Origin of the sequence: Qipengyuania sp. (genome assembly GCF_964227205.1) — a bacterium.
Taxonomy (GTDB): domain Bacteria; phylum Pseudomonadota; class Alphaproteobacteria; order Sphingomonadales; family Sphingomonadaceae; genus Qipengyuania.
In genome coordinates this window covers 337932-359267 of sequence record NZ_CAXQVB010000002.1, presented here as the reverse complement: position 1 = coordinate 359267, position 21336 = coordinate 337932, and the positions used below count along the sequence as shown (strand labels likewise).

General features: G+C 64.9%; 19 protein-coding genes and 2 tRNA genes. 6 read left to right on the top strand and 15 right to left on the bottom strand.

The features are described from left to right. Positions 1-10 precede the first annotated feature (10 nt). From ACEQZ0_RS03685 to recJ, 6 genes are all read right to left on the bottom strand, one after another. The gene (locus ACEQZ0_RS03685; protein WP_370188508.1) at positions 11-1057 is read right to left on the bottom strand and encodes a substrate-binding domain-containing protein; all 1047 of its coding nucleotides are present in this window, start codon (positions 1055-1057) and stop codon (positions 11-13) included. Between the two features lie 120 nt (positions 1058-1177). Beyond that, on the bottom strand, positions 1178-2488 hold the full coding sequence (locus ACEQZ0_RS03680; RefSeq protein WP_372529832.1) for an OprO/OprP family phosphate-selective porin: 1311 nt from the start codon (positions 2486-2488) through the stop codon (positions 1178-1180). A gap of 181 nt (positions 2489-2669) precedes the next feature. Further along, positions 2670-3857 (bottom strand): ATP-binding protein, encoded by a 1188-nt coding sequence (locus ACEQZ0_RS03675; RefSeq protein WP_370188504.1) that lies wholly within the window; start codon positions 3855-3857, stop codon positions 2670-2672. A gap of 62 nt (positions 3858-3919) precedes the next feature. Next, a tRNA-Glu gene (locus ACEQZ0_RS03670) sits at positions 3920-3994 on the bottom strand. A gap of 47 nt (positions 3995-4041) precedes the next feature. Continuing rightward, positions 4042-4116: transfer RNA gene (locus ACEQZ0_RS03665), tRNA-Glu, on the bottom strand. A gap of 83 nt (positions 4117-4199) precedes the next feature. Then, positions 4200-5978, bottom strand: a complete 1779-nt coding sequence (gene recJ, locus ACEQZ0_RS03660; protein ID WP_370188502.1) for a single-stranded-DNA-specific exonuclease RecJ — start codon at positions 5976-5978, stop codon at positions 4200-4202. A gap of 80 nt (positions 5979-6058) precedes the next feature. On the opposite strand from recJ, the gene ACEQZ0_RS03655 reads away from it, so the two are divergent. The 3 genes from ACEQZ0_RS03655 to ACEQZ0_RS03645 all read left to right on the top strand — a co-directional run bounded on the left by ACEQZ0_RS03655 (position 6059) and on the right by ACEQZ0_RS03645 (position 7987). Then, positions 6059-6544, top strand: coding sequence for a flavodoxin family protein (locus ACEQZ0_RS03655; protein ID WP_370188500.1), 486 nt, complete (start codon positions 6059-6061; stop codon positions 6542-6544). An 85-nt stretch (positions 6545-6629) separates the two neighbouring features. Continuing rightward, positions 6630-7448 carry a hypothetical protein gene (locus tag ACEQZ0_RS03650; protein ID WP_370188498.1) on the top strand — a complete coding sequence of 273 codons (819 nt, stop codon included), beginning with the start codon at positions 6630-6632 and terminating at the stop codon, positions 7446-7448. Positions 7449-7498: 50 nt separating this feature from the next. Beyond that, positions 7499-7987 carry an AHH domain-containing protein gene (locus ACEQZ0_RS03645; RefSeq protein WP_370188497.1) on the top strand — a complete coding sequence of 163 codons (489 nt, stop codon included), beginning with the start codon at positions 7499-7501 and terminating at the stop codon, positions 7985-7987. Here ACEQZ0_RS03645 and ACEQZ0_RS03640 read toward each other — a convergent pair. Both ACEQZ0_RS03640 and ACEQZ0_RS03635 read right to left on the bottom strand, forming a co-directional pair. Next, positions 7984-8952, bottom strand: coding sequence for an NAD(P)H-dependent flavin oxidoreductase (locus tag ACEQZ0_RS03640; RefSeq protein WP_370188495.1), 969 nt, complete (start codon positions 8950-8952; stop codon positions 7984-7986). The genes ACEQZ0_RS03645 and ACEQZ0_RS03640 overlap by 4 nt on opposite strands. Before the next feature lie 82 nt (positions 8953-9034). Continuing rightward, positions 9035-10084: an amidohydrolase gene (locus ACEQZ0_RS03635; RefSeq protein ID WP_370188493.1), complete on the bottom strand. Its 1050-nt coding sequence runs from the start codon at positions 10082-10084 to the stop codon at positions 9035-9037. Positions 10085-10401: 317 nt separating this feature from the next. Between ACEQZ0_RS03635 and ACEQZ0_RS03630 the strand changes: the two genes are divergently transcribed. Continuing rightward, positions 10402-12216, top strand: coding sequence for a diguanylate cyclase domain-containing protein (locus tag ACEQZ0_RS03630; RefSeq protein ID WP_372529831.1), 1815 nt, complete (start codon positions 10402-10404; stop codon positions 12214-12216). Here ACEQZ0_RS03630 and leuA read toward each other — a convergent pair. Then, positions 12213-13895 carry a 2-isopropylmalate synthase gene (gene leuA, locus ACEQZ0_RS03625; RefSeq protein WP_370188489.1) on the bottom strand — a complete coding sequence of 561 codons (1683 nt, stop codon included), beginning with the start codon at positions 13893-13895 and terminating at the stop codon, positions 12213-12215. The genes ACEQZ0_RS03630 and leuA overlap by 4 nt on opposite strands. Positions 13896-14119: 224 nt before the next feature. Here leuA and ACEQZ0_RS03620 point away from each other — a divergent pair, with 224 nt between their 5' ends. Together ACEQZ0_RS03620 and ACEQZ0_RS03615 are read left to right on the top strand one after the other, a co-directional pair. Next, positions 14120-14542 (top strand): PaaI family thioesterase, encoded by a 423-nt coding sequence (locus tag ACEQZ0_RS03620; protein ID WP_370188487.1) that lies wholly within the window; start codon positions 14120-14122, stop codon positions 14540-14542. Positions 14543-14544: 2 nt separating this feature from the next. Continuing rightward, a complete protein-coding gene (locus ACEQZ0_RS03615) occupies positions 14545-15672 on the top strand; it encodes an epoxide hydrolase family protein (RefSeq protein WP_370188485.1) in 1128 nt (375 codons plus the stop codon). A 123-nt stretch (positions 15673-15795) separates the two neighbouring features. Here the strand turns inward: ACEQZ0_RS03615 and ACEQZ0_RS03610 are convergent, their stop codons facing one another. The 6 genes from ACEQZ0_RS03610 to ilvB form a co-directional block, all read right to left on the bottom strand. Continuing rightward, on the bottom strand, positions 15796-16944 hold the full coding sequence (locus tag ACEQZ0_RS03610; protein ID WP_370188483.1) for an alpha-hydroxy acid oxidase: 1149 nt from the start codon (positions 16942-16944) through the stop codon (positions 15796-15798). Further along, positions 16941-17549, bottom strand: coding sequence for a DUF6151 family protein (locus tag ACEQZ0_RS03605; RefSeq protein WP_370188481.1), 609 nt, complete (start codon positions 17547-17549; stop codon positions 16941-16943). Before ACEQZ0_RS03605 ends, ACEQZ0_RS03610 begins: the two co-directional genes overlap by 4 nt. 30 nt (positions 17550-17579) lie before the next feature. Then, on the bottom strand, positions 17580-18614 hold the full coding sequence (gene ilvC, locus ACEQZ0_RS03600) for a ketol-acid reductoisomerase (protein ID WP_370188479.1): 1035 nt from the start codon (positions 18612-18614) through the stop codon (positions 17580-17582). Between the two features lie 123 nt (positions 18615-18737). Further along, positions 18738-19253, bottom strand: a complete 516-nt coding sequence (gene ilvN / locus ACEQZ0_RS03595) for an acetolactate synthase small subunit (protein WP_370188477.1) — start codon at positions 19251-19253, stop codon at positions 18738-18740. After that, positions 19250-19549: a hypothetical protein gene (locus tag ACEQZ0_RS03590; protein WP_370188475.1), complete on the bottom strand. Its 300-nt coding sequence runs from the start codon at positions 19547-19549 to the stop codon at positions 19250-19252. Before ACEQZ0_RS03590 ends, ilvN begins: the two co-directional genes overlap by 4 nt. Then, a complete protein-coding gene (gene ilvB / locus ACEQZ0_RS03585; RefSeq protein WP_370188473.1) occupies positions 19549-21300 on the bottom strand; it encodes a biosynthetic-type acetolactate synthase large subunit in 1752 nt (583 codons plus the stop codon). Before ilvB ends, ACEQZ0_RS03590 begins: the two co-directional genes overlap by 1 nt. Between the last annotated feature and the right edge of the window lie 36 nt (positions 21301-21336).

Sequence of the window (21336 nt, the reverse complement as noted above, 5' to 3'; positions counted from 1 at the left end):
CATTCAAACCTTACTTGAGGGTGCTGCCGTCGAGCGTGGTGTACTCGGTAGCTGCCTTCTGGCTGGTCGCCATAACGTCATCGGGCGAAGCCACAAGACCGATCTTGGCCAGATCACCACCCTTTGCCCACATCTTGGTCCACTGTGCGAGGTACGCCTTGAGGCCCGGAATGGCATCGAGGTGCGCCTTCTTGACGTAGACATAGAGCGGACGGGCGCCCGGATAAGCGAAGCTCGAGATGTTCTCGTAGGTGGCTTCGACGCCGTTGATCGGCAGGTCCTGCAGCTTGTCGAGGTTTTCCTCGAGGTAGCTGTAGCCGAACACGCCGACTGCCTTCGGATTGCCTTCGATCTTCTGGACGATCAGATTGTCCTGCTCGCCCTGGTCGACATAGGCGCCGTCCGACCGCACTTCGGTGCAGATCTGGTCGTACTTGTCTTCGTCGGTTTCCTTGAGCGCCTTCATGTCCTCGTTGGCCTTGCAGCCGGCTTCGAGGATCAGTTCCTTGAGCGCGTCACGGGTGCCCGAGGTGCTGGGCGGACCGTAGACGAGGATCGGTTCGTTCGGCAGCGAAGGATCGATGTCGGACCAGGTCTTGGCGGTCTGTTCCTTGCCATAGGGCTTGGCGGCGAGCGCCTGATAGATTTGCTGCGGGGTCAGATCCATGGTGATGCCGCCCTTGGCCGAAGCGAAGGCGATGCCGTCGAGGCCGACCTGGATCTCGATCACGTCGGTGACGCCATTGGCCTGGCAGTCGGCAAACTCGCTCGCCTTCATGCGGCGCGAGGCATTGGCCATGTCGGGCGTGTCGGCGCCGACCCCGGCGCAGAACAGCTTCATGCCGCCGCCGGTGCCGGTCGATTCGATGATCGGCGACCGGAATTCGGGATTGGCGCGCACGAAGGCTTCCGAAACCGCCTTGGCGAAGGGGAAGACGGTCGACGAGCCGACGGCGCGGATCGAATCGCGCGAGGCGGCGTCGCCTCCGGCGCTGCCGCAAGCGGCGAGAGCGGCGGACGAGACGGCAGCAAAGACGAGGGATTTGAACTTGGTCATGATAAGCCTCTTGGGTTGATAGCTAGTGGCGCCAAAGCGCCTCAATGTTACATGCTTGCGACAAGAGTTTGACTGGCAGTCCCGGGGACCGGATTTCTCCGGCCCCTAGCGCAGGTCGGATCAGAAATCGACCTGCGCGCGGACGCCGAAGGCATCGACGCCGTAGCTGGTGTCGCCGGTGGCGGTTGCGATGGCCGCGTCGGTGTACTGGAGACGACCGTAATTGACCGCGAAGGCAGTGTAGTCGGTCGGCTTCCACACCAGCGAAGCCATGTAGCCATCCTGCTTGCCGCCGACGATCCCGGCATCGTTGAGGTCGAGATAGTCGTAGCGCAGGTTGAACTGGAGCGAACCCATGCCGCCCTTGCCGACCGGATTGCCCGGCTTGGTGCGGTCGAACTTGCCGCCCTTGTAGCCGCGGGTATCGTCGGTCAGGAATACGCCCACTTCGACATAGCCGCCGAAGAAGGTCGGATCATTGGCGGTGGCGGGCATGTCGACCGACTGCCAATAGGCCTCGCCGGCGGCGTGGAAGCGGCCCGAGATAGCCGCGGCCTCGAGGCCGTAGCCGGTTTCGCTGTCGGCCCCCATGTTGCCCGTGTTGACGAAGCGCTCCGAAGTGAAGTGGACCAGCGGACGCTGGCGATAGCGGACCGTCGCGGCGGGATCGTCGAGGTCGTTGTAATGGACCGAGCCGCCGAAATGCAGCTGGGTGTCGCCGAGCTTCGGCATGAAGACCAGGCGCGCATCGGCGCCGCGGTTCTTGCTATCGGTGTCCTCGAAATTGTCGGTGAAGACGCCCGCCTGCGCGAGGATCGGGCCCTTGGCATACTGGACCGAGGCACCGATGCGGCGTTCGAAGCCGAAGGCGTCGGTGAAGGCCGCGCGCTCGATGAAGCTCGTGTGCAGGCTGCTGGTGAGCTCTTCGAGCGACTGGAAATTGTTGTGGTGCCCGACGATCACTTCGACCGGCCCGTCGCCGTAGGAGAGGTAGGCGTCCGCCGCCTCGACTTCGTTGCCGGCGAAATCGAGCTCGAACTTGTAGCCGAAGCCGCCCGGGATGTCGCCCGAGGCGCCGAGCCGCGCGCGGCGGACCTCGTTGCCGAAGCCTTCGCTGGCGCCGGTCGAATCGGGGGCGTTGGTGAAGCCGACGTCGAACATCAGTCGACCGCGGGGTTTGAAGCTCCAGCCGTCCTTTTTGGCCAATTCGCCGACCGGCGCCGGCTTGGCAGCGGCGGCTTCGGCGTTGGCGGCGATCGCGGCGTCCTGAGCGGCGATCGTGGTATCCTGCGCTTCATTGGCGGCCTTGGCGGTGGCCAGTTCGCCCTCGAGCTGGTCGATCCGGGCATTCATGGTGGCGAGCTGGGCGCGCATCGCGGCCAGTTCATCGGCCGAGACGGTAACGTCCTGGGCGAAAAGCGGGGTAGCCATGGTGCAGCTAAGCGCGGCCGCCGCCACGGAAAGGCGGGAGGTGCGGGTCATCATTACGAATCCTTTGAACGCGAGGTTACGTGCTGGCGACGCCTCTATGACCGGCAAATTACACTATTGTGACAGTTGCCCCGCGCACCCATTCAGGGGTGGAAAGGCTGTGGACATGCCGGTGACAGCGCTAGTCGGCCTGGACCTCGCGCTCGACCGGCAGGGTCACCGTGACCCGCGTTCCCTCGCCGAGCCTGCTTTCGATATCGAGCCGCCCGCGATGACGTTCGACGATATGCTTGACGATCGCCAGACCGAGGCCGGTCCCTCCCGAAGCGCGGCTGCGGCCCGGATCGGTGCGGTAGAAGCGGCGGGTCAGGTGCGGAATATGTTCGGGCGCGATCCCGTCGCCGCGGTCGCTCACCGTCAGGCGGACACGTGATTCGCCCCTCGGGTGCAGGCGGACCGAGACGGTCTCTTCGGCTGCCCCATACTTGAAGGCATTGTCGACGAGATTGCGGACGAGCTGTTCGAGCTGCTGCTTGTCGCCCTGGACGACGTAGTCGCCTGCGGCCTCGTAATCGAGCCGCGCGGCGCGCTCGCCAGAGGCGACATCATGTGCGGCACTTTCGACCAGCTTGCCCAGATCGACGCGCTCGCGCGGCGGTTCGTGCTTTTCCGCCTCGATCCGCGACAGCGACATGAGGTCGCTGACGAGGTCCTGCAGCCGTTTCGCCTCGCGCTGGATCGTGGCGAGGAATTTGTCGGCCATCGTCGGATCGAGATCATCGACATCCTCGCGCAGCGTTTCGACATAACCGATGATCGAGGCGAGCGGCGTGCGCAGTTCGTGGCTGGCATTGGCGACGAAATCGGTATGTGCGCGGGCGATGTCAGCCTCGGCTGTGCGGTTGACGAACTCGATCACCGCCAATTCGCCGGGCAGGGTCTTGCGATTGATCCGCCAGATGTCGGTGCGCCGCGCGAGGCCGCGGACCACCGCGCCGCCATCGCTGCCGCGCTCGAGCAAGCGGATCGCCTCGGGCTGGCGCAGCGCCATGCGCACGTCCTGGCCGACGATATGGCCGCCGAGCAGCTTGCGTGCCGCGAGATTGGCAATGATGACGCGGTCGCGTTCGGTGATGACGACCGGTGTTTCCGAATGCTCGAACAGGTCGGCCATGCTGTCGCGCGAGAAGGCCGGTCCCGTGGGAGCAGACCGGGCTTCGGCCGGGCGTCCGGCGACGAGATAGAGCGAGCCCGACCAGACCAGCAGGAGGAGCGCGACGAGAAGGAGGTCGGTGCCCAGAATTGCGAGGATGACGCAGGCGACCAGCGCCAGCACGAATCCGGACCAGGGAAAGCTACGCTCGGCCATTGCGGGCGGCTTAGCGAGGCGCGCCGCAGTGCGCCACCTGCTTTTCATGACAAGGGAGGAGATGGTGACCCGTACGGGAATCGAACCCGTGTTTCAGCCGTGAAAGGGCCGCGTCCTAACCGCTAGACGAACGGGCCACAGCCGTGGCACTTTTGCGCGGATTGCCAATGCAATACCGCCACCGTGGTGACCCGTACGGGAATCGAACCCGTGTTTCAGCCGTGAAAGGGCCGCGTCCTAACCGCTAGACGAACGGGCCACACCCCTTGCGGGGTCGGTGGCGTGGCGGCGCAATTAGGCGCGGGGCTGCAAGGCGTCAACCCTCGAATGCGTGCAATGCGATTAATCCGCCCAGGCGGCGTCCTCGAGGTGCAATTCCGCCTGCGGGCGGCTGCCCCAGTCGTCGATCTTCACCCGGCCGGCGAGCCATACACGACGACCGCGGGCACCGTGGAGCAAGGCCTGGCCCATCTCGCTCTCGGCGGCGCGGAAGGCGATGCCCTTGAAGCTCTTGCCGTCGTCGCCCGCAGCAATCAGCCGGACGTGGTCGGTACCGACGATATCGCATTTGACCAGTCGGACGGGGCCGACCGCCACGCGCGGTCCCGGCCAGCCGACACCATAGGGACCGGCGCCTTCGAGCGATTCGACCAGTTCGGGCGTCAGTCCGCCTGGGGCCACCGCGAGGTCGAGAGCCATTTCGCGGCTCGCCGAGGCGCGTGCGACCTGCGCTTCGAGCGTCCTATCGAGCCATTCGGCGAGGTCGTCGATCCGCTCGCTCGCGACGGTCAGCCCCGCTGCCATGGCATGCCCGCCGCCTGCGAGGAGCAGGCCCTCGTCACGCGCGCGGATGATTGCCGCGCCGAGATCGACTCCGGCGATCGAACGGCCCGAGCCCTTGCCGGTCTCGCCGTCGAGCGCGATGACGAGCGAGGGCTTGCCGGTCTTCTCCTTGATCCGTCCTGCGACGATCCCGATGACGCCCGGATGCCAGCCTTCGCCGGCGAGCAGATGCACTGCGCGGTTGTGCTGCGCGGCAAGCTGTTCCTCCGCTGCTTCCTGCACAGCAGCCTCGATTGCGCGGCGTTCCTCGTTGAGCGCCGAAAGCTGCGCCGCGATTTCGCGGGCCTCCTCCGGGTCCTGCGTGGTGAGCAGGCGCACCCCGAGCGTCGATTCGCCGACTCGGCCCCCGGCATTGATCCGTGGCCCCAGCGCGAAGCCGAGGTCGGAACAGGCGGGCGCGCGCTTCAGCCTGCTCGCGTCGATCAGCGCGGCCATGCCGATATTGTCGCGCCGCGCCATGACTTTGAGCCCCTGCGCCACGAAGGCCCGGTTGAGGCCGTGGAGCGCGGCGACATCGGCCACCGTTCCGAGGGCCACCACGTCGAGCAGCGCCAGCAGGTCGGGCTCCTTGCGGCTTTCGAAATAGCCGCGCTCGCGCAGAGTGCGGACGAGGGCGATCGTCAGCAGGAAGGCGACCCCGACTGCGGCGAGGTGGCCGTGCGAGGCGGCCTCGTCTTCTTCGTCGAGCCGGTTGGGATTGACCAGCGCCACCGTCTTGGGAAGCTCGGCGGCGCATTTGTGGTGATCGACCACGATCACGTCGATCCCCGCGTCATGCGCCATGCCGAGCGCCTCGTGGGCCATTGCGCCGCAATCGACCGTGACGATCAGGCTCGAGCCCTGCTCGCCCAGCTTGACCAGCGCCTCGCCCGAAGGACCGTAGCCTTCGAGCAGGCGGTCGGGAATGTAATAGCCGGCCTCGACGCCCAGATCGCGCAACAGGCGGATGAGAAGCGCGGAACTGGTCGCGCCGTCGACATCGTAATCGCCGTAGATGGTAATCGTCTCGCCCGCGATGACCGCCTGCGCGATCCGGTCGGCGGCGGTGTCCATGTCGCGGAACAGCGAAGGGTCGGGGAGGAAATTGCGCAGTGTCGGCGTACGGTGGCGCTCGATATCCTCGGGCGCAACGCCGCGCGACAGCAATAGCTGGCGGACGATGTCGTTGCCGACTGCCTGGCTGTTGCCGAGCTCCATATTGCCGCCGCGCCAGCGCCAGGCGCGCCCCGTGAGCGACTGCGAGACGCCAAAGACGTGCGAGAGGGCCTGCGATGCCATAGGACTGTCATAGCCCCTGGCTGTGGGCGGTGAAAGTTGCGCAGATTGACAATCGACAGGCGCGGGCGATGCTGGAGTGCATGTCGATCGGTCCGCTCCTTATCGTCTGGCACAGCCGCACCGGGGCGAGCGAACAACTCGCTGCCGCGGCAGCCGAGGGCGCCGGTGAGAGCGCTTGCCTGCTGCGCGCCCGCGACACCACGCCCGACGATTTGCTCGGCGCGGGCGGCTACCTTTTCTGCTGTCCGGAAAACCTCGCCAGCATGAGCGGCGAGATGAAAGAAATGTTCGATCGCTGCTATTACCCCGTGCTCGGTCGGATCGAAGGGCGGCCCTATGCGACCGTGATTGCGGCGGGGTCGGATGGCGAGGGCGCGCAGCGGCAGGTCGACCGGATCGCGACGGGCTGGCGCCTGAAACGCGTGACCGATCCGTGGATCGTCATGATGCATGCGCAGGAGCCTGCCGAAATCCTCGCTCCGAAGGCCATCGACACGCAAGATCGCGAACGGGCGCTAGAACTCGGCGCAGCGCTGGCCGAAGGCATCGCGCTAGGCATCTTCTAGAACTGCATCCAGTTTCGAGCCATCGGCCCTTCATGGCTCGACGCGCCCGTACATTACCGCCAGATATGGCGGGCAGGGCAAGAGGATGATGGAAGCAGTGTCTGTGGCAGGAGGAAGCGGCGATCAGGCGGGACCGGCCCAGGCCGGCCTGCTGCTGCTGTTCGATCGCGGCGCAAGGCCCGACCGCGCGGCGGTTGCGACAGCGCTTGCCGCGATTCCCCGCGCCGCGATCAGCCACGATCCAGCGACGGTTGCCGGGCCTCGGCACATCGCCGATCCCGCGTCTTCAATGGTGGTGGACGCGGGCTGGCTCGAACTGTTGCTTGACGGGCTGACATTCGATCTCCTCGGGCTGGCGCCCGGCCCCGCGCTGGAAAGGCCGGTCATCGCTCACCGTTACCATTGCGACTTCGACCACTCCAGCGCCGGAGAGGCAATCGGATTGTTTCCCGGGCCGCACATTGCGCCGGGAGCTGCCAGTCTGCCGATCCTGCGCGCGCTGGTGGGGCTCGGGGCAGGGCTCGCCGCGGCTCTTCCGGGGGTCAAGTGCGTCTGCTGGGCACCGGCGCGTTCGGCGATAGCTCCGCAATTCTTCGCCGGAACCGTGGAAACATGGCTGGCCGGCGGGCCATTTCCTGCGCTCGGTCTGCTGGGGCTGTGGTTCGACGAAACCGGAACGCTGTGCAGCGAAGGGCTGAACTTCCTCTCCGGCTACGAGCTGGCGATCGATGCCGCGCTGACCGAAGACCGCGTGGCGGCCATGCGACTTGCGGTACGGATAGTGCACGAACTGGTGGGGGCGGAACCGTCCAACCTGCGCCATGAATTCGTGACCGAAGGGGGGGTGCGGCTCGCACTCGAACCCGATCCTTCCGCAGGCCTGATCAGGATCCGGCCTCTCTAGGCGGCGTGGGCGAGGGGGGACTTCCTGCGGCCCGGGGGGATCGCCCACAATTGCCGTTCCGCGCGGTCAACCGGCGGGGTACGCCGCAGCACGATCCGGCTCTCCAGCGGCATCACCTGCTACCGCGCCAGCTGCTCGGCAAGCGGTGCTTTGCAACGCTGTTCGAGGTGTTGGGACGGGAAAGGATCGGGTTCGACGATTTTCGCCGCAACGGTCTGCTGCTCCCTGCTCGCGAGGAGGCTGCGCGGCGGCTCGCGCTCCCGCTGCATCGCGGGCCGCATCGCGACTACAACCAGATGGTGATCGATCGCGTGGGCCGGATCGAGAGGTACTGGTCGCGGCAATACCCTGCCCAGCCGCGCCGCGCGGCGGAGACAGCGCTGCTGCGGCTGTCGCTGCTCCAGCGGAGGCTGCGTCTGCGGTTGCTCGACGAGCGAAAGCCCTTGCGACTCAACCGCAAGGACCCGCTGGGGCAGGGGGTGGACTTTTCGGATCTCGACGCGATGGCCGAGTTCCTCTGGGGTGCCACGTCGGCCTAGGCGGTGGCCTTGGCCAGCGCTTCCTTTGCCGCGCCATATTCGCGCTCGAGCCGGGCCACGGTCTCCTCGACCGGCGCGGTTTCGGTCACCGTACCGATGCCCTGGCCCGAACCCCAGATATCCTTCCACGCCTTGGCCTTGGTGTTGCCGCCGCTGCCGAAGTTCATCTTGCTCGGATCGCTGACCGGCAGGTTGTCGGGATCGAGCCCCGCGCCTTCGATGCTCGAGCGCAGGTAATTGCCGTGCACGCCGGTGAAGAGATTGGTGTAGACGATCCCGTCCGCGCGCCCTTCGACAATCGCCTGCTTGTAGCGCTCGTCTGCATTGGCCTCGGTGGTGGCGATCCAGGGCGAGCCGATATAGGCAAAGTCTGCCCCCAGTGCCTGCGCCGCGAGGATCGAGCGGCCGTGCGCGATCGAGCCCGACAGCGCGACAAGCCCATCGAACCAGCTGCGGATTTCCTGCATCAGCGCGAAGGGGCTGAGCACGCCGGCATGGCCGCCGGCACCCGCGGCAACGGGAATGAGTCCGGTCGCGCCCTTTTCTACCGCCTTGTGGGCGAAGCGATCGTTGATCACGTCGTGCATGGTGATGCCGCCCCAGCCGTCGACCGCCCGGAAAATGTCCTCGCGTGCGCCAAGCGAGGTGATCACCATCGGCACCTGCCATTTGGCGCAAGTGCCCATGTCGGCCTCGAGCCGGTCGTTCGACTTGTGGACGATCTGGTTGACCGCATAGGGCGCGGCTGGCCGGTCCGGATTGTCGCGATTATGCGCCGCCAGTTCCTCGGTGATCTGGTGAAGCCACTCGTCGAGCTGGCTTTGCGGACGCGCGTTGAGCGCCGGGAAGCTGCCGACGATGCCCGCCTTGCATTGCGCGATGACCAGCTCGGGCCCGGAAACGATGAACAGCGGCGAGCCGATGACCGGCAGGCGCAGCCTGTCGAAGGGGGCGGGCAGGGGCATGCAGCAATCTCCGTTGCGTTTCGAAACCGGTGGTGGCTTATGGGGGTGGTGGCGACTTGTCGAGCGTGACGTTACGTAACGTTCAACCGGTCGGCAGCAGGTTCTCGATGTCGTAGATCCGCGCGGCCGTGCCGGCAAAGAGCGCGCGCTTTTCCTCCGCACTGTGCCCTGAGGCGAGGCGCTTGAAGGCATTCCACAAAACGGGATAGCTCGCTCCCCAACGATCGACTGGATAGTTCGATTCGAACATCGCACGGTCGGCGCCGAAGGCCTCGATGCAAGTCTCGACATAGGGGCGCCACAGGCCCGCAAGATGCTCCGATCCCATACCCTTGGCGGGGCCGTCTTCGGGCAGTCCGCAGAAGGCCATCGCCAATCCGCCGAGCTTGACCGCGACATTGGGGCATTCGGCGATGGCATGGATCGACCGGCGCCAGGTATCGAAGCGCTCGTGCAGCCGCCCCCGATAGCTCGCGATGCCGAGCGGTGTGCCGCAATGGTCGAGGACGATCTGCTGGTCCGGAAAGGCCTTGGCGAGGTCGAGGAGGTCGCCCAGTTGCGGCTCGAGCAGCCAGGCGTCGAAAGTCAGCCCATAGTCGGCATAGGCGGCGAAGCCGGCGCGAAATTTCTCCGAGCCATACAGTCCTTCGGGTGCATGGAACGGCGGGCCGAGCACTTCGGGATCGGCATCCCATGCCGCGGCATGGCGAATGCCCCTGAAGCGCCCATTTCCCGCTGCCAGCAGCGCCTCGACCACCGGCTTCACCGCGTCGCCCAGCGTGAGGTCTGCGTGGCCAACGATCGCGGCACAGGGGCGGTATTCGCCGTAGAGCCCGCTCGCGCCCTGTGCGGCGACGCCGTTGACGAATTCGACCTCGCCCACCGGTTTAATCGCCTCGTCGCGGTCGGCATCGTAGAAGGCGCCGCATTCCATGAACACGGTCCCGACGATGTTGTGGCCCGAATGCGTATCGGCGTGCAGCGCATCGAAGGTGTAATAGGCCGCGCCCGCGATTGCCTCGAGGAAATCGTGGCGCGGTTCGGGAAAGGAGGGCAGCAGCGGGCGCAGATCCCACAAATGGTGGTGCGGGTCGATGATCGGCAGGTCAGGTTCGAGAATTTCTTCGGTCATCGGCGGCGCTCTCCCGTTCGTCTCCGCGGTATGATTCCGGCACCGTTGGACCGGATTCGGCGATGGAACACGTCCATCGCGGCGCTGACAAGGTTAATCTTCCGGTCGGAGCGACAGTGCGCAGTGGAGTTGGTCGATAGGTCTGAAAGTTTAACGAAAATTGCGCTGCCATGGCCCGGTTTACCGGGCATCTCGTGGCGGTTCGGGTCGATCATCTCCCGGAAGATTACCGTGCACCTACGTATTTATGCGGAGGCGTGGTCCCGATTCCCGTTAACCTTGTCGAGGTAACTCTTTACCATGAAACGGGGAGTCCGATGACGCATCCTATGTGGCGCATTGCCACCTATGGCGCAGTTTTTTTCGGCGTCACTTGCTTTACGATCTTCTGGACCCGGTTTGCCGGCGGGCTGGCGCTCGTCTGGCTGGGAACCGCAATCGGCGCTGCCCTTTTTCTCACGCTTCCCCGCTCACGCCATGCCCTTGCAGCTGCCGTTCTGGTCGCGCTCAGCACAATCGCCACGAGCGTTTTCGGCTTCGGCCCCACGTGGGCTCTTCCGCTTGCAGTCGTCAATATCTTCGAAGCCTGGCTGATCGCCTGGTTGCTGGTACGGTTCCGGCCCCAGCGCGACTATGTCGATAGCGAGGCAGGGATCGTCAGTCTGGGATTTTTTGCCGGTTTCGTCGGTCCCGCAATCGCGGCCATTCCCGGTGCGATGATTGTTACTCAGATAGTTGGCAAGAGTCCTGTCGAGCACGCCGTATCGTGGTTGATCGGACATGGCCTCGGAACCCTTCTGGTGATGCCGCTCGCGCTCTTGCTCGAGGCTTACCGGCGCGACAACTTCCTGCCCTTGCGGCAGCAAGGGCGCACTTTGGCATTTGGCGCCTTGGTCCTCTTCACCATCGCCGTGTCGGCCTTCGCCTTCCTGCAATCGACCTTCCCGTCGCTATTCTTCCCCGTCGTCCCGCTGGTCCTGGCCAGTTTCCGCTTCGGGCGTTTCGGCGCCTCGGTTGTCGTGCTGCTCATCTCGATGGCCGCAGCGGGTTCACTCGGCATGAACGTAGGGGTCTTCGCCGAGCTTCAGATCGCGCTGTGGGAAAAAGCGCTGTTCATGCAATTCTACCTGGCCACGTTGCTGCTCATCTCGCTGCCCGTGGCGGTTGCGCTCAAGCAGCGCCAGCGGTTCCTGGAGGAACTGGTGGATCGCGAAGCCATGCAACGGCTGATTGCGGACCACTCTGACGATGCACTGCTGCATCTCGACCAGCACGGCACGATTCGCTTTGCCTCGCCGGCATCGTCGCGCCTCAGCGGGCGCGATGACACCGACGGGCTGCATCTCGATGCCTTCTTCAGCGATTTCGACAAGCAAGTCGTTGCCGACGCTCTTGGCGCCGCCGCCAAACACCCGGGTCGGACCGAGATTGTCGAACGGTCGGTGGAACGCGACGGCAAGACCCGCTGGCTCGAAGCCAAGCTGCGCGCGATCGAATCCTCGAAACAGCAGGCATCGGCGTTCGTGGTCACCATCCGCGACGTCACCGACCGCAAGCTCGAGGAAATCCAGGCTTCGTTCGAAGCGCGGACCGACGCACTGACCGGATTGCCCAACCGCCGCGCTTTCCTCGATCAACTGGAGAGCCGGCTGGAAGTGGCCGACAAGCAACCCTTCGCCTTCGCGCTGATCGATCTCGATCATTTCAAGCGAGTCAACGATGCCTTCGGCCACGCGGTCGGCGACACTGTTCTCAAGGAGGTTGCCGAAATCATGCGGGCCAGCACCAGTCAGGACTGTTTCTTCGCGCGTTTGGGCGGCGAGGAATTCGGGATGATCGCTATGGATCCTGCACCCGAATCCACCGCGATCGTCTGCGAAGATCTGCGGCAGACCATCGAGCAACACGTCATGACCGATGTCGACGGCGGAAATTTCTCGATTACCGCGAGTATCGGCATTGCGGTCATCAGCGAACGCTGCAGCACGTCTATGGCGATGCAGGCAGCCGATGGCCCGCTCTATTCTGCCAAGGCTTCGGGTCGCAACTGCGTGCGCCACGCGCAGGATTTGAAGCGGTTCGCCCAAATCGACGAACCGGCACGCACCAACCCGATAGCCGTGGCCAACTAGCTCGAACCGAAGGCCGAGTTTGCGGCGCTCAGCACCGCCCGGACGCTGGCGGTGGCGACGTCTTCGTCGATTCCGACACCCCAGATCGTCCGGCCGCTGGCAGTGCGGCATTCGAGATAGGCGGCAGCGCGGCTGTCGCGGCCGGTGGTCAGCGCGTGCTCGGTGTAGTCGACGACCTCGAGGCTGAGGCCGAAGGCGTCCTCGATGGTCGACAGCACGCTGGAGATCAGACCGTTGCCGCGGCCCGATACTGTCTGTTCCCGACCCTCTACCGCGATGGTGCCGGTGAACAGGCGCGTGCCGTCGGCGGCCCGGCGTTCCTCGTAATCGACCAGCTGGAAATGCTTGTCGGTGGTCTGGACATGATAGGCGGACTTGAACGCCTGCCAGATATCGGCGGCGTTGAGTTCGCGGCCCAGCTCGTCCGCCATGCGCTGTACGTGGGGGCTGAAATCGGCCTGCATCTTCTTGGGCAGCTTGAGGCCCTGATCCTGCTCCAGCACCCAGGCGAAGCCGCCCTTGCCGGACTGCGAATTAACGCGGATCACCGCCTCGTAGCTGCGGCCGAGGTCGGCCGGGTCGATCGGCAGGTAGGGCACGCACCAGTGTGGGTCGTTCTGCGTTTCGAGCGCCGCGAACCCCTTCTTGATCGCATCCTGGTGGCTGCCTGAAAACGCCGTGTAGACCAGCTCGCCGCCATAGGGATGGCGCTGGTGGACGGGCAGCTCGTTGCAATATTCGACCGTCTCGATCACGCGGTCGATGTCCGAGAAATCAAGTCTCGGGTCAACGCCTTGCGTGTACATGTTGAGCGCCATTGTCACGAGGCAGCAATTGCCCGTGCGCTCGCCATTGCCGAACAGGCAGCCCTCGACCCGGTCCGCGCCGGCCATCAGCGCCAGTTCCGCTGCAGCAACGCCGGTGCCGCGGTCATTGTGCGTGTGGAGCGAGATCACCGCACTCTCGCGATTGGGCAGGTTGCGGATGAAATATTCGACCTGGTCGGCGTAAATATTGGGAGTGGCCGCCTCGACCGTGGCGGGCAGGTTGAGGATGATCGGATGCTCGGGCTTGGGGGCCAGCACGTCCATCACCGCCTCGCAGACCTCGAGGCTGAAATCGAGTTCGGCGGTCGAGAAGGTCTCGGGCGAATACTGGAAATGCCAGTCGGTATTCGGCTGCTTGCCCGCCTCGTCGCGCATCACCTTGGCGCCCTGCACGGCGATCTCGCGCACCTGGTCCCTCGTCATGCCGAACACGACCTCGCGCCAGGCGGGGCTCACCGCGTTGTAGAGATGGACGATGGCCGCACGCGCGCCGGTCAGGCTGGCAAAACTGGTGCGGATCAGGTCTTCGCGGCTCTGGGTGAGTACCTGCACCAGCACATCCTCGGGCACGCGGCCCGATTGGACGAGACCGGAGATGAAATCGAACTCGGTCGCGCCCGCGCTGGGGAAACCGACCTCGATCTCCTTCACACCCACTTCGACGAGCAGATCGAAGAAGCGGTTCTTCTTGTGCGCATCCATCGGGTCGACGATGGCCTGGTTGCCGTCGCGCAGATCGGTCGAGAGCCAGCGCGGCGGCGCGGTGATCGTGCGCGTGGGCCATTGCCGGTCGCTCAGCGGGACCTGCGGGAAGGGCGAATATTTCGTGCTCGGATCGCGGAGCATGGACATTGCGGATAGTCTCGGTCGTTCTTGCGGGTTCAGGTGAGTGTCGGTCCCTTGGGCGCTCAGCGCACCTTGGGAGGCACGCCAGCTATCACGCCCAAGGGCGCATAAGTCGCAGAATAAGGCCGAGTGCGTTGTGCATGGCTCTTGCTATGATGCCCATGTGCGGGGTTGTAAAGCAAAAGAAGCTTGGGCATCGCGAGACATATTGTTTCACGAGAGGAGAGGGCATGGCCGAAGCGCATTCGCTGTACGAAACGATGGGCTTGGTGCGGATCGTGTCGACCGATCCCGCAGGCCGCGCGAGCCTGGAGTACGAAGCCAAGCGCGAGCAGTGCCATTCGGGCGGCGTCGTGCAGGGCGGCTTCATCAGCGGGTGGATCGATGCCGCCATGGCGCATGCGGCAATGGCGAAGAACGGGCACGGCATCGTGCCCATGACGCTGGAGCTCAAGGTCAGCTTCTTCGCTCCGACGCGGCCCGGGCTGGTAATCGCGGAAGCCTGGGTCGAGCGGCACGGCAAGCGGACCAGCTTCTACGAAGGGCATCTCAAGGATGCGAACGGTACCGTGCTGGCCAAGGCGACCAGCACGATCCTGCTGGCCGATGTGAGCCGCGTGATGGAAGCCTCGAAGAAGGCGACGGGAGGCTAGACATGGGCGAGATCAGACCGTTCGAACTCAGGATAGCCGAGCAGGAACTGGTCGCGCTGGCAGATCGGCTCGACCACGTTCGCTGGCCCGAGAACGAGCCGGTCGACGACTGGTCGCAGGGGACGAAGGTGGCGGCGCTCAAGGAACTCGTCGCCTATTGGCGGATCGAATACGATTGGCGGCGCTGCGAGGCGCGGCTCAATGATATCGGGCAGTTCGTGACCGAGATCGATGGGCTGGACATCCACTTCCTGCACAAGCGCTCGAGCCGTGCAGATGCGGTGCCGCTCATCCTCACGCATGGCTGGCCGGGATCGGTGATCGAGTTTCTCGGGGTGATCGACGAACTGACCGAGCCTTCTGACCGGGAAGCAATGGCTTTTCACGTCGTAGCGCCTTCTCTGCCAGGCTATGGATTCTCGGGCAAGCCGCGCGAAACGGGCTGGGGTGTCGAGCGGATCGCCAAGGCCTGGGCGGAGCTGATGGGAAGGCTCGGTTACGCAAGTTGGGTTGCGCAGGGCGGCGACTGGGGTGCGGCGATTACCACTGCTATCGGCCAGCTCGCGCCCGAGGGATGCCGTGGCATTCATCTCAACATGCCGATCGGGCGGCCGGGGCCAGAGGACATGCAGAGCAGCGATCCCAAGGTGCAGCGCGCCTTCGAGGCGCTGGGATTCTACCAGCAATGGGACGCCGGCTACTCGAAGCTGCAAAGCACAAGGCCGCAGACGATCGGCTATTCGCTGGTGGATTCGCCCGTGGGGCTTGCGGCGTGGATCCTCGAGAAGGTCTACTACTGGACCGACAATGACGGCTCGCCCTGGGACGCGCTGTCGATGGACCAGGTGCTCGACGACATCATGCTCTACTGGCTGCCGGCGACCGGCGCCTCGGCCGCGCGGCTCTATTGGGAAAGCTTCGCCAAATTCGGCGATGGCAAGGTGGCGATCCCCGCGGGCGCTAGCGCTTTCCCGAAGGAAATCCTGCCCGCACCGCGCGAATGGGTGGAGCGCACGCTGACCAACCTCGTCTACTGGAACGATCTCGAAAAGGGCGGCCATTTCGCCGCGTGGGAGCAGCCGGAACTGTTCGTTCGCGAACTGCGAGCCTGTTTCGCGAAGATGGTCTGAACCCATTTCCAGTCATTGCGAGCGGCGAAGCCGCGCGGCAATCCATCACCCGAGCTACCGGCAAGCTCGGCGCCGTGGATTGCCGCGTCGCCTGCGGCTCCTCGCAATGACTGTTCGGGATATTTATCGCCAGCGCAGACGATCGGGCGTAAGCTGGTCGAGAGAGGTCACACCCATCAGGCGCATGCCGCGTTCTATCTCTTCCTTGAGGATACCCACCGCGCGCTCGACGCCGGGCTGTCCGGCCGCGGCGAGAGCGTAGAGGTAGAGCCTGCCGCCGCTCGCCGCCGTCGCGCCCGAGGCAAGGCTCTTGAGGACATGTGTCCCGCGCCGAACGCCGCCGTCGAGGATGATCTCGATCTCGCCGCCGACCGCATCGACGATTTCGCGCAGCTGGTCGAAGGGTGCGCGGCTGCCGTCCAGCTGCCTGCCGCCATGGTTCGAAATCCAGATCGCATCGGCTCCGATCTCGACCGCGCGGCGCGCGTCGGCGGCGCTCATCACGCCTTTCAAGGCAAAGGTCCCGCCCCAGTCCTGCCGGATGCGTGCGGCGGTATCCCAATCCATGCCGGTGTCGAGCATGGTGTTGAAATAGTCCTGGATGCTGACCGCCTTGCCGGTGCCTTCCTGCACATGTCCGTCGAGATTGGGCAGGCGGAACTTCGGCCCGAAGACGTAGTCGAGCGTCCAGCGCGGGCGGGTGGCGTAGCTCCACAGCGCGCTGGGGGTGAAGCGCGGGGGGGTGGTGAAGCCCGAACGCAGGCACCGCTCGCGCTTGCCCGACACGATCGTGTCGACCGTCAGGGCGAGTGCATCGAAACCTGCAGCCTGGCAGCGCTCGATCATGCTGGCATTGAGGCCCTTGTCCTTGTGGACATAGAGCTGGAACAGCTTCGGCCCGCTGGTGAGCGCGGCGATTTCCTCGATCGAGTGCGTGGCGAGGCTGGAAATGCCGAACCACACGCCGAACTTCTCCGCCGCTTTCGCCACTGCCCGCTCGCCGTCGCGGTGGAAGGCGCGCTGGAGGGCGGTCGGGCTGAGCATCAGCGGCAGCGCGCTCTTGCGGCCCATGATGGTGCAGGAGGTATCGATCTCGGCCACGCCGGCGAGCACCTCGGGCACCAGATCGACCTCGTCGAAGGCGCTGGTGTTGCGGGCCTTGGTGATTTCGTCGTCAGCCGCACCGTCGATATAGTCGAACACCGGCCAGGGCAGCCGCTGCCGTGCGAGTTTCCGGAAGTCGTCGACATTGTGGCAGTCGGTCAGCCTCATGCGCGGCCCAGCGCTTTCTGTTCGGCCTCGGTCAGCCGGCGTGGCTGGGCAATCGGTTCAAGCGTCTCCGGATCGAACAGCGCGCTGCGGCGGCGGTCGCCGGATAACAGGTCTTTCAGCATCCGCTTCAGGAAACGCCGCATCAGCCGGTTGAAGGGCATGGGTGTGAGCGCGCTGGCATCGCCGGTGGCCTGCTCGGCGAACACGTGGCCGATGGGCGGGCCGAGAAGGTCATCTGCTCTCGACCGCTCGGTATTGGCCAGCAGCGTCGTCACATAGGGCACCTTGCCGTTGGCATAGGTGTTGAACAGCGGCGAATTGCAGCAGCTCGCATACCAGCGCAGGGTCTTGCCTTCGGTCATGTGAAGACTGGATAGCTGCTCGCGGCCCGAACGGATTTTTACCCGGGCGCAGCGCGACTGGTAGAGGTCGGTCCCGCCAAGGTGGTCAAGAACGCGGTCTTCCTGGCCCAGATGACGGACAAGGTCGCGGCAGTCGATGCAGTGGCAGACCACGCGGTCGCCTTCCTTGGGCGAAACCTGTTCGACGACGCCCGAAACAGCGCCGCACTCGCAGGCGAAGGGCAGTTGGTCGGGCGCGCTCATGGTCTCTCCCTCCATGAGCGCGACCCTAGCTCAGTTCTTGTCCTTGTCGACCAGCTTGTTGGCCCCGATCCAGGGCATCATGGCACGCAGTTGCGCGCCGGTCTGCTCGATCGGGTGTGCGGCGGCCGCCTTGCGACTTGCCTTCAGTTCGGGCTGGCCGGCCTGGTTATCGAGCACGAAGTCCTTCACGAAACGGCCCGACTGGATGTCGGCGAGGACGCGTTTCATCTCGGCCTTGGTCTCATCGGTGATGATACGCGGCCCGGTCTTGATGTCGCCGTATTCGGCAGTGTTCGAGATCGAATAGCGCATATTGGCGATGCCGCCTTCATAGAGCAGATCGACGATCAGCTTGGTCTCGTGGAGGCACTCGAAATAGGCCATTTCGGGCGCGTATCCGGCCTCGACCAGCGTTTCGAACCCGGCCTGGATGAGGTGGGTGATCCCGCCGCACAGCACCGCCTGCTCGCCGAAGAGGTCGGTCTCGCACTCTTCCTTGAAATCGGTCTCGATAATGCCCGATCGGCCACCACCGACCGCGCTGGCGTAGGAGAGGGCAAGTTGCTTGGCGAAGCCCTGGCCGCCCGACTGCTCGCTCTCTTGGTGGACCGCGATGAGGCAGGGGACGCCGCCGCCCTTGATGTACTCGCCGCGCACCGTGTGGCCGGGGCCCTTGGGTGCGATCATGATGACGTCGATATCGGCGGGCGGATCGATCAGGCCGAAGTGGATGTTGAGGCCGTGCGCGAACGCCAGCGCGGTGCCGGGACGCATCTTGCCTGCGACTTCGCTTGCGTAGATCGCCGCCTGGTGTTCGTCGGGCGCGAGGATCATGAGGACGTCTGCCCATTCGGCGGCTTCGGAGACGGTCTTCACGGGGAAGCCTGCGCCTAGCGCTTTCTGGGCCGTGGCTGACCCTTCACGCAGCGCGATAACGACCTCGTCTACGCCGCTATCGCGCAGGTTCTGCGCATGGGCATGGCCCTGACTGCCATAACCGACGATGGCGACCTTCTTGTCCTTGATCAGCCCGGTGTCGCAATCGGCGTCGTAGTAAACTTTCACGTTCTTCGTCCTTTGTTTTCCGTCACCCCCGCGCTGGCGGGGGGCCGCTTTTCTGTTTGTCGCCCTGCCGCCGAAGTTTAGCGGGATCCCCGCCTTCGCGGGGATGTCGAGCGGTTGATATCTCTACTCCGCGCCCGCGCCGCGCATCATCCCGACGATCCCCGAGCGGCCGACCTCAACCAGCCCGAGCTCGCGCATCAGGGCGATGAAACTGTCGATCTTTTCCGGCGCGCCGGTCAGTTCGAACACGAAGCTCTGTGTGGTGGTATCGACAACATTCGCGCGGAACAGTTCGGCGATGCGCAGCGCCTCGACGCGGTTGTCGCCCTTGCCCGCGACCTTCACCAGGGCGAGCTCGCGCTCGACATGCGCGCCTTCCTCGGTCAGGTCGATGACCTTGTGCACCGGCACGAGCCGTTCGAGCTGCGCCCGGATCTGGTCGATCACCGGCTCGGGACCCTTGGTGACGATGGTGATCCGGCTGATCGCATGGTCTTCCGAAATGTCGGCCACGGTCAGGCTGTCGATATTGTAGCCGCGCGCGGTGAACATGCCGGTGATCTTGGCGAGAATGCCCGGCTCGTTGTCGACGATGACGTTGAGGACGTGCCGTTCGCTGGCCTGCTGGGCGATTTTCACTGATCGCGATCCTGCCACAGCGGCTCGAACATGCGGCCTTCGCCATCATAGTCGCGCAGGAAGTCGCGCCCGCGCCGCACGGCCTCGAAGTTCTCGGTCTGACGGCTCAGGTCGAGCGTGTCGGGCAGGAGGACCCAAGCCTCGTCCTCCTGTTTCTGCGCCACCTCCATACCGAGAAAGCGCTGGCCACTGTCCTCGATCCAGTCGAGCAATTGCTCGGCATCGGCGCGGTTGAACCACACGCGGCGCTCGGCGCGACCGGCGAATTGCGGGGGAATTTTCTGCAGCATGCCCATCACACCAGTGCCTTCGCTTCGTCGTCCATCGTCCCCTCGACCAGATCGCCATAGAGCAGCATGTCGGTATGCGCCGCGCCGCTCGGGATCATCGGGAAGCAATTGGCTTCCTTGGCTACCTGGCAATCGACCATCACCGGCCCGTCATGCGCGAGCATGGCCTCGATCCCTGCGTCGAGCTGGCTTTCGTCCTCGATGCGGATGCCCTTCCAGCCATAGGCTTCGGCCAGCTTGACGAAGTCCGGCAAGGAGTCGCTGTAGCTGTTCGAATAGCGGCTTTCATAGGTCAGTTCCTGCCACTGGCGGACCATGCCCATATATTCGTTGTTGAGGATGAACACCTTGACCGGCAGGCGGTACTGGCTTGCCGTGCCCAGTTCCTGGATGTTCATCTGGATGCTCGCCTCGCCCGCGATGTCGATCACCAGCCGGCCGGGATTGCCGAGCTGCGCGCCGATTGCGGCAGGCAGGCCGTAGCCCATCGTGCCGAGGCCGCCGCTGGTGAGCCAGCGGTTGGGCGCCGAAAAGCCGAAATATTGCGCCGCCCACATCTGGTGCTGACCGACCTCGGTGGTGATGATCGGATCGCGGTCCTGTGTCAGCGCGAACAACCGTTCGATGCTCTTCTGCGGCATGATGAGGTCGCCGCTGCGTTCGGGATAGGCGAGGCAATCGCGCGCTTTCCAGCCGAGGATGCGTGCTTTCCATTCGGACAGGTCGCGCGGCTTGCGAGCGTCCCAGCATTCGAGCAGCTGGTCGAGCACATGCGCGCAGTCGCCCACGATTCCCAGGTCGACGGGGACGATCTTGTTGATGCTCGCCCGGTCGATGTCGATATGGATCTTCTTCGCCTGCGGGGCGAAGGCGTCGAGCCTTCCCGTCACGCGGTCGTCGAAGCGCGCGCCTATCGCGACGATGAGATCTGCGCGGTTCATCGCCATATTGGCTTCGTATGTCCCGTGCATTCCCAGCATGCCGAGCCAGTCGGGATGGTCCGCCGGAAAGGCACCGAGGCCCATCAGCGTGCTGGTGACGGGCGCGCCGGTCGCGTGCTGCAGGGCGCGCAGCAATTCGGATGCTCGCGGCCCGGCATTGATCACCCCGCCGCCGGTATAGAAGACCGGGCGCTCTGCATTCGCGAGCATGTCGACGGCCTCGGCGATTTCGTCTGCCGCGCCGACCATGCGCGGCTGGTAGCGGTGCGAGGGCAGGGGGCTCTCATTCTGTAGGTCCGGGCTCGCCAGCGCGATCTGCACGTCCTTGGGGATATCGACGACGACCGGTCCGGGGCGGCCGGTGGTGGCGATGCGGAACGCCTCCTCGATCGTCGCGCCAAGCCGTTCGGGATCCTTCACGAGATAATTGTGCTTGGTGCAGTGGCGAGTAAGCCCGACGGTGTCGGCCTCCTGGAAGGCGTCGGTTCCGATCAGCGCGGTCGGCACCTGGCCGGTGATCACCACCAGGGGAATTGAATCCATATAGGCATCGGCGATGCCGGTGACCGCATTGGTCGCGCCCGGGCCGCTGGTTACGAGTACGACACCCGGCTTGCCGGTCGAGCGGGCATAGCCCTCGGCGGCATGCGCGGCGCCGGCTTCGTGGCGCACGAGGATATGGCGGATCCCGTCATCGGCAAAGAGCTCGTCATAGATCGGCAGCACCGCGCCGCCGGGATAGCCGAAGACGAATTCGACACCCTGTCGCTTGAGGGATTCGATCAGGATTGCAGCGCCGCTGCGCTCGGTATTCACACCAACCTCCGACCCGTTCGGGGCGTTTGACAGACA

Coding starts and splice junctions, on each gene's coding strand:
- ACEQZ0_RS03685 (WP_370188508.1), bottom strand. CDS start 1,057: ATGACCAAGTTCAAATCCCTCGTCTTTGCTGCCGTCTCGTCCGCCGCT.
- ACEQZ0_RS03680 (WP_372529832.1), bottom strand. CDS start 2,488: ATGGCTACCCCGCTTTTCGCCCAGGACGTTACCGTCTCGGCCGATGAA.
- ACEQZ0_RS03675 (WP_370188504.1), bottom strand. CDS start 3,857: ATGGCCGAGCGTAGCTTTCCCTGGTCCGGATTCGTGCTGGCGCTGGTC.
- recJ (WP_370188502.1), bottom strand. CDS start 5,978: ATGGCATCGCAGGCCCTCTCGCACGTCTTTGGCGTCTCGCAGTCGCTC.
- ACEQZ0_RS03655 (WP_370188500.1), top strand. CDS start 6,059: ATGTCGATCGGTCCGCTCCTTATCGTCTGGCACAGCCGCACCGGGGCG.
- ACEQZ0_RS03650 (WP_370188498.1), top strand. CDS start 6,630: ATGATGGAAGCAGTGTCTGTGGCAGGAGGAAGCGGCGATCAGGCGGGA.
- ACEQZ0_RS03640 (WP_370188495.1), bottom strand. CDS start 8,952: ATGCCCCTGCCCGCCCCCTTCGACAGGCTGCGCCTGCCGGTCATCGGC.
- ACEQZ0_RS03635 (WP_370188493.1), bottom strand. CDS start 10,084: ATGACCGAAGAAATTCTCGAACCTGACCTGCCGATCATCGACCCGCAC.
- ACEQZ0_RS03630 (WP_372529831.1), top strand. CDS start 10,402: ATGACGCATCCTATGTGGCGCATTGCCACCTATGGCGCAGTTTTTTTC.
- leuA (WP_370188489.1), bottom strand. CDS start 13,895: ATGTCCATGCTCCGCGATCCGAGCACGAAATATTCGCCCTTCCCGCAG.
- ACEQZ0_RS03620 (WP_370188487.1), top strand. CDS start 14,120: ATGGCCGAAGCGCATTCGCTGTACGAAACGATGGGCTTGGTGCGGATC.
- ACEQZ0_RS03615 (WP_370188485.1), top strand. CDS start 14,545: ATGGGCGAGATCAGACCGTTCGAACTCAGGATAGCCGAGCAGGAACTG.
- ACEQZ0_RS03610 (WP_370188483.1), bottom strand. CDS start 16,944: ATGAGGCTGACCGACTGCCACAATGTCGACGACTTCCGGAAACTCGCA.
- ACEQZ0_RS03605 (WP_370188481.1), bottom strand. CDS start 17,549: ATGAGCGCGCCCGACCAACTGCCCTTCGCCTGCGAGTGCGGCGCTGTT.
- ACEQZ0_RS03590 (WP_370188475.1), bottom strand. CDS start 19,549: ATGGGCATGCTGCAGAAAATTCCCCCGCAATTCGCCGGTCGCGCCGAG.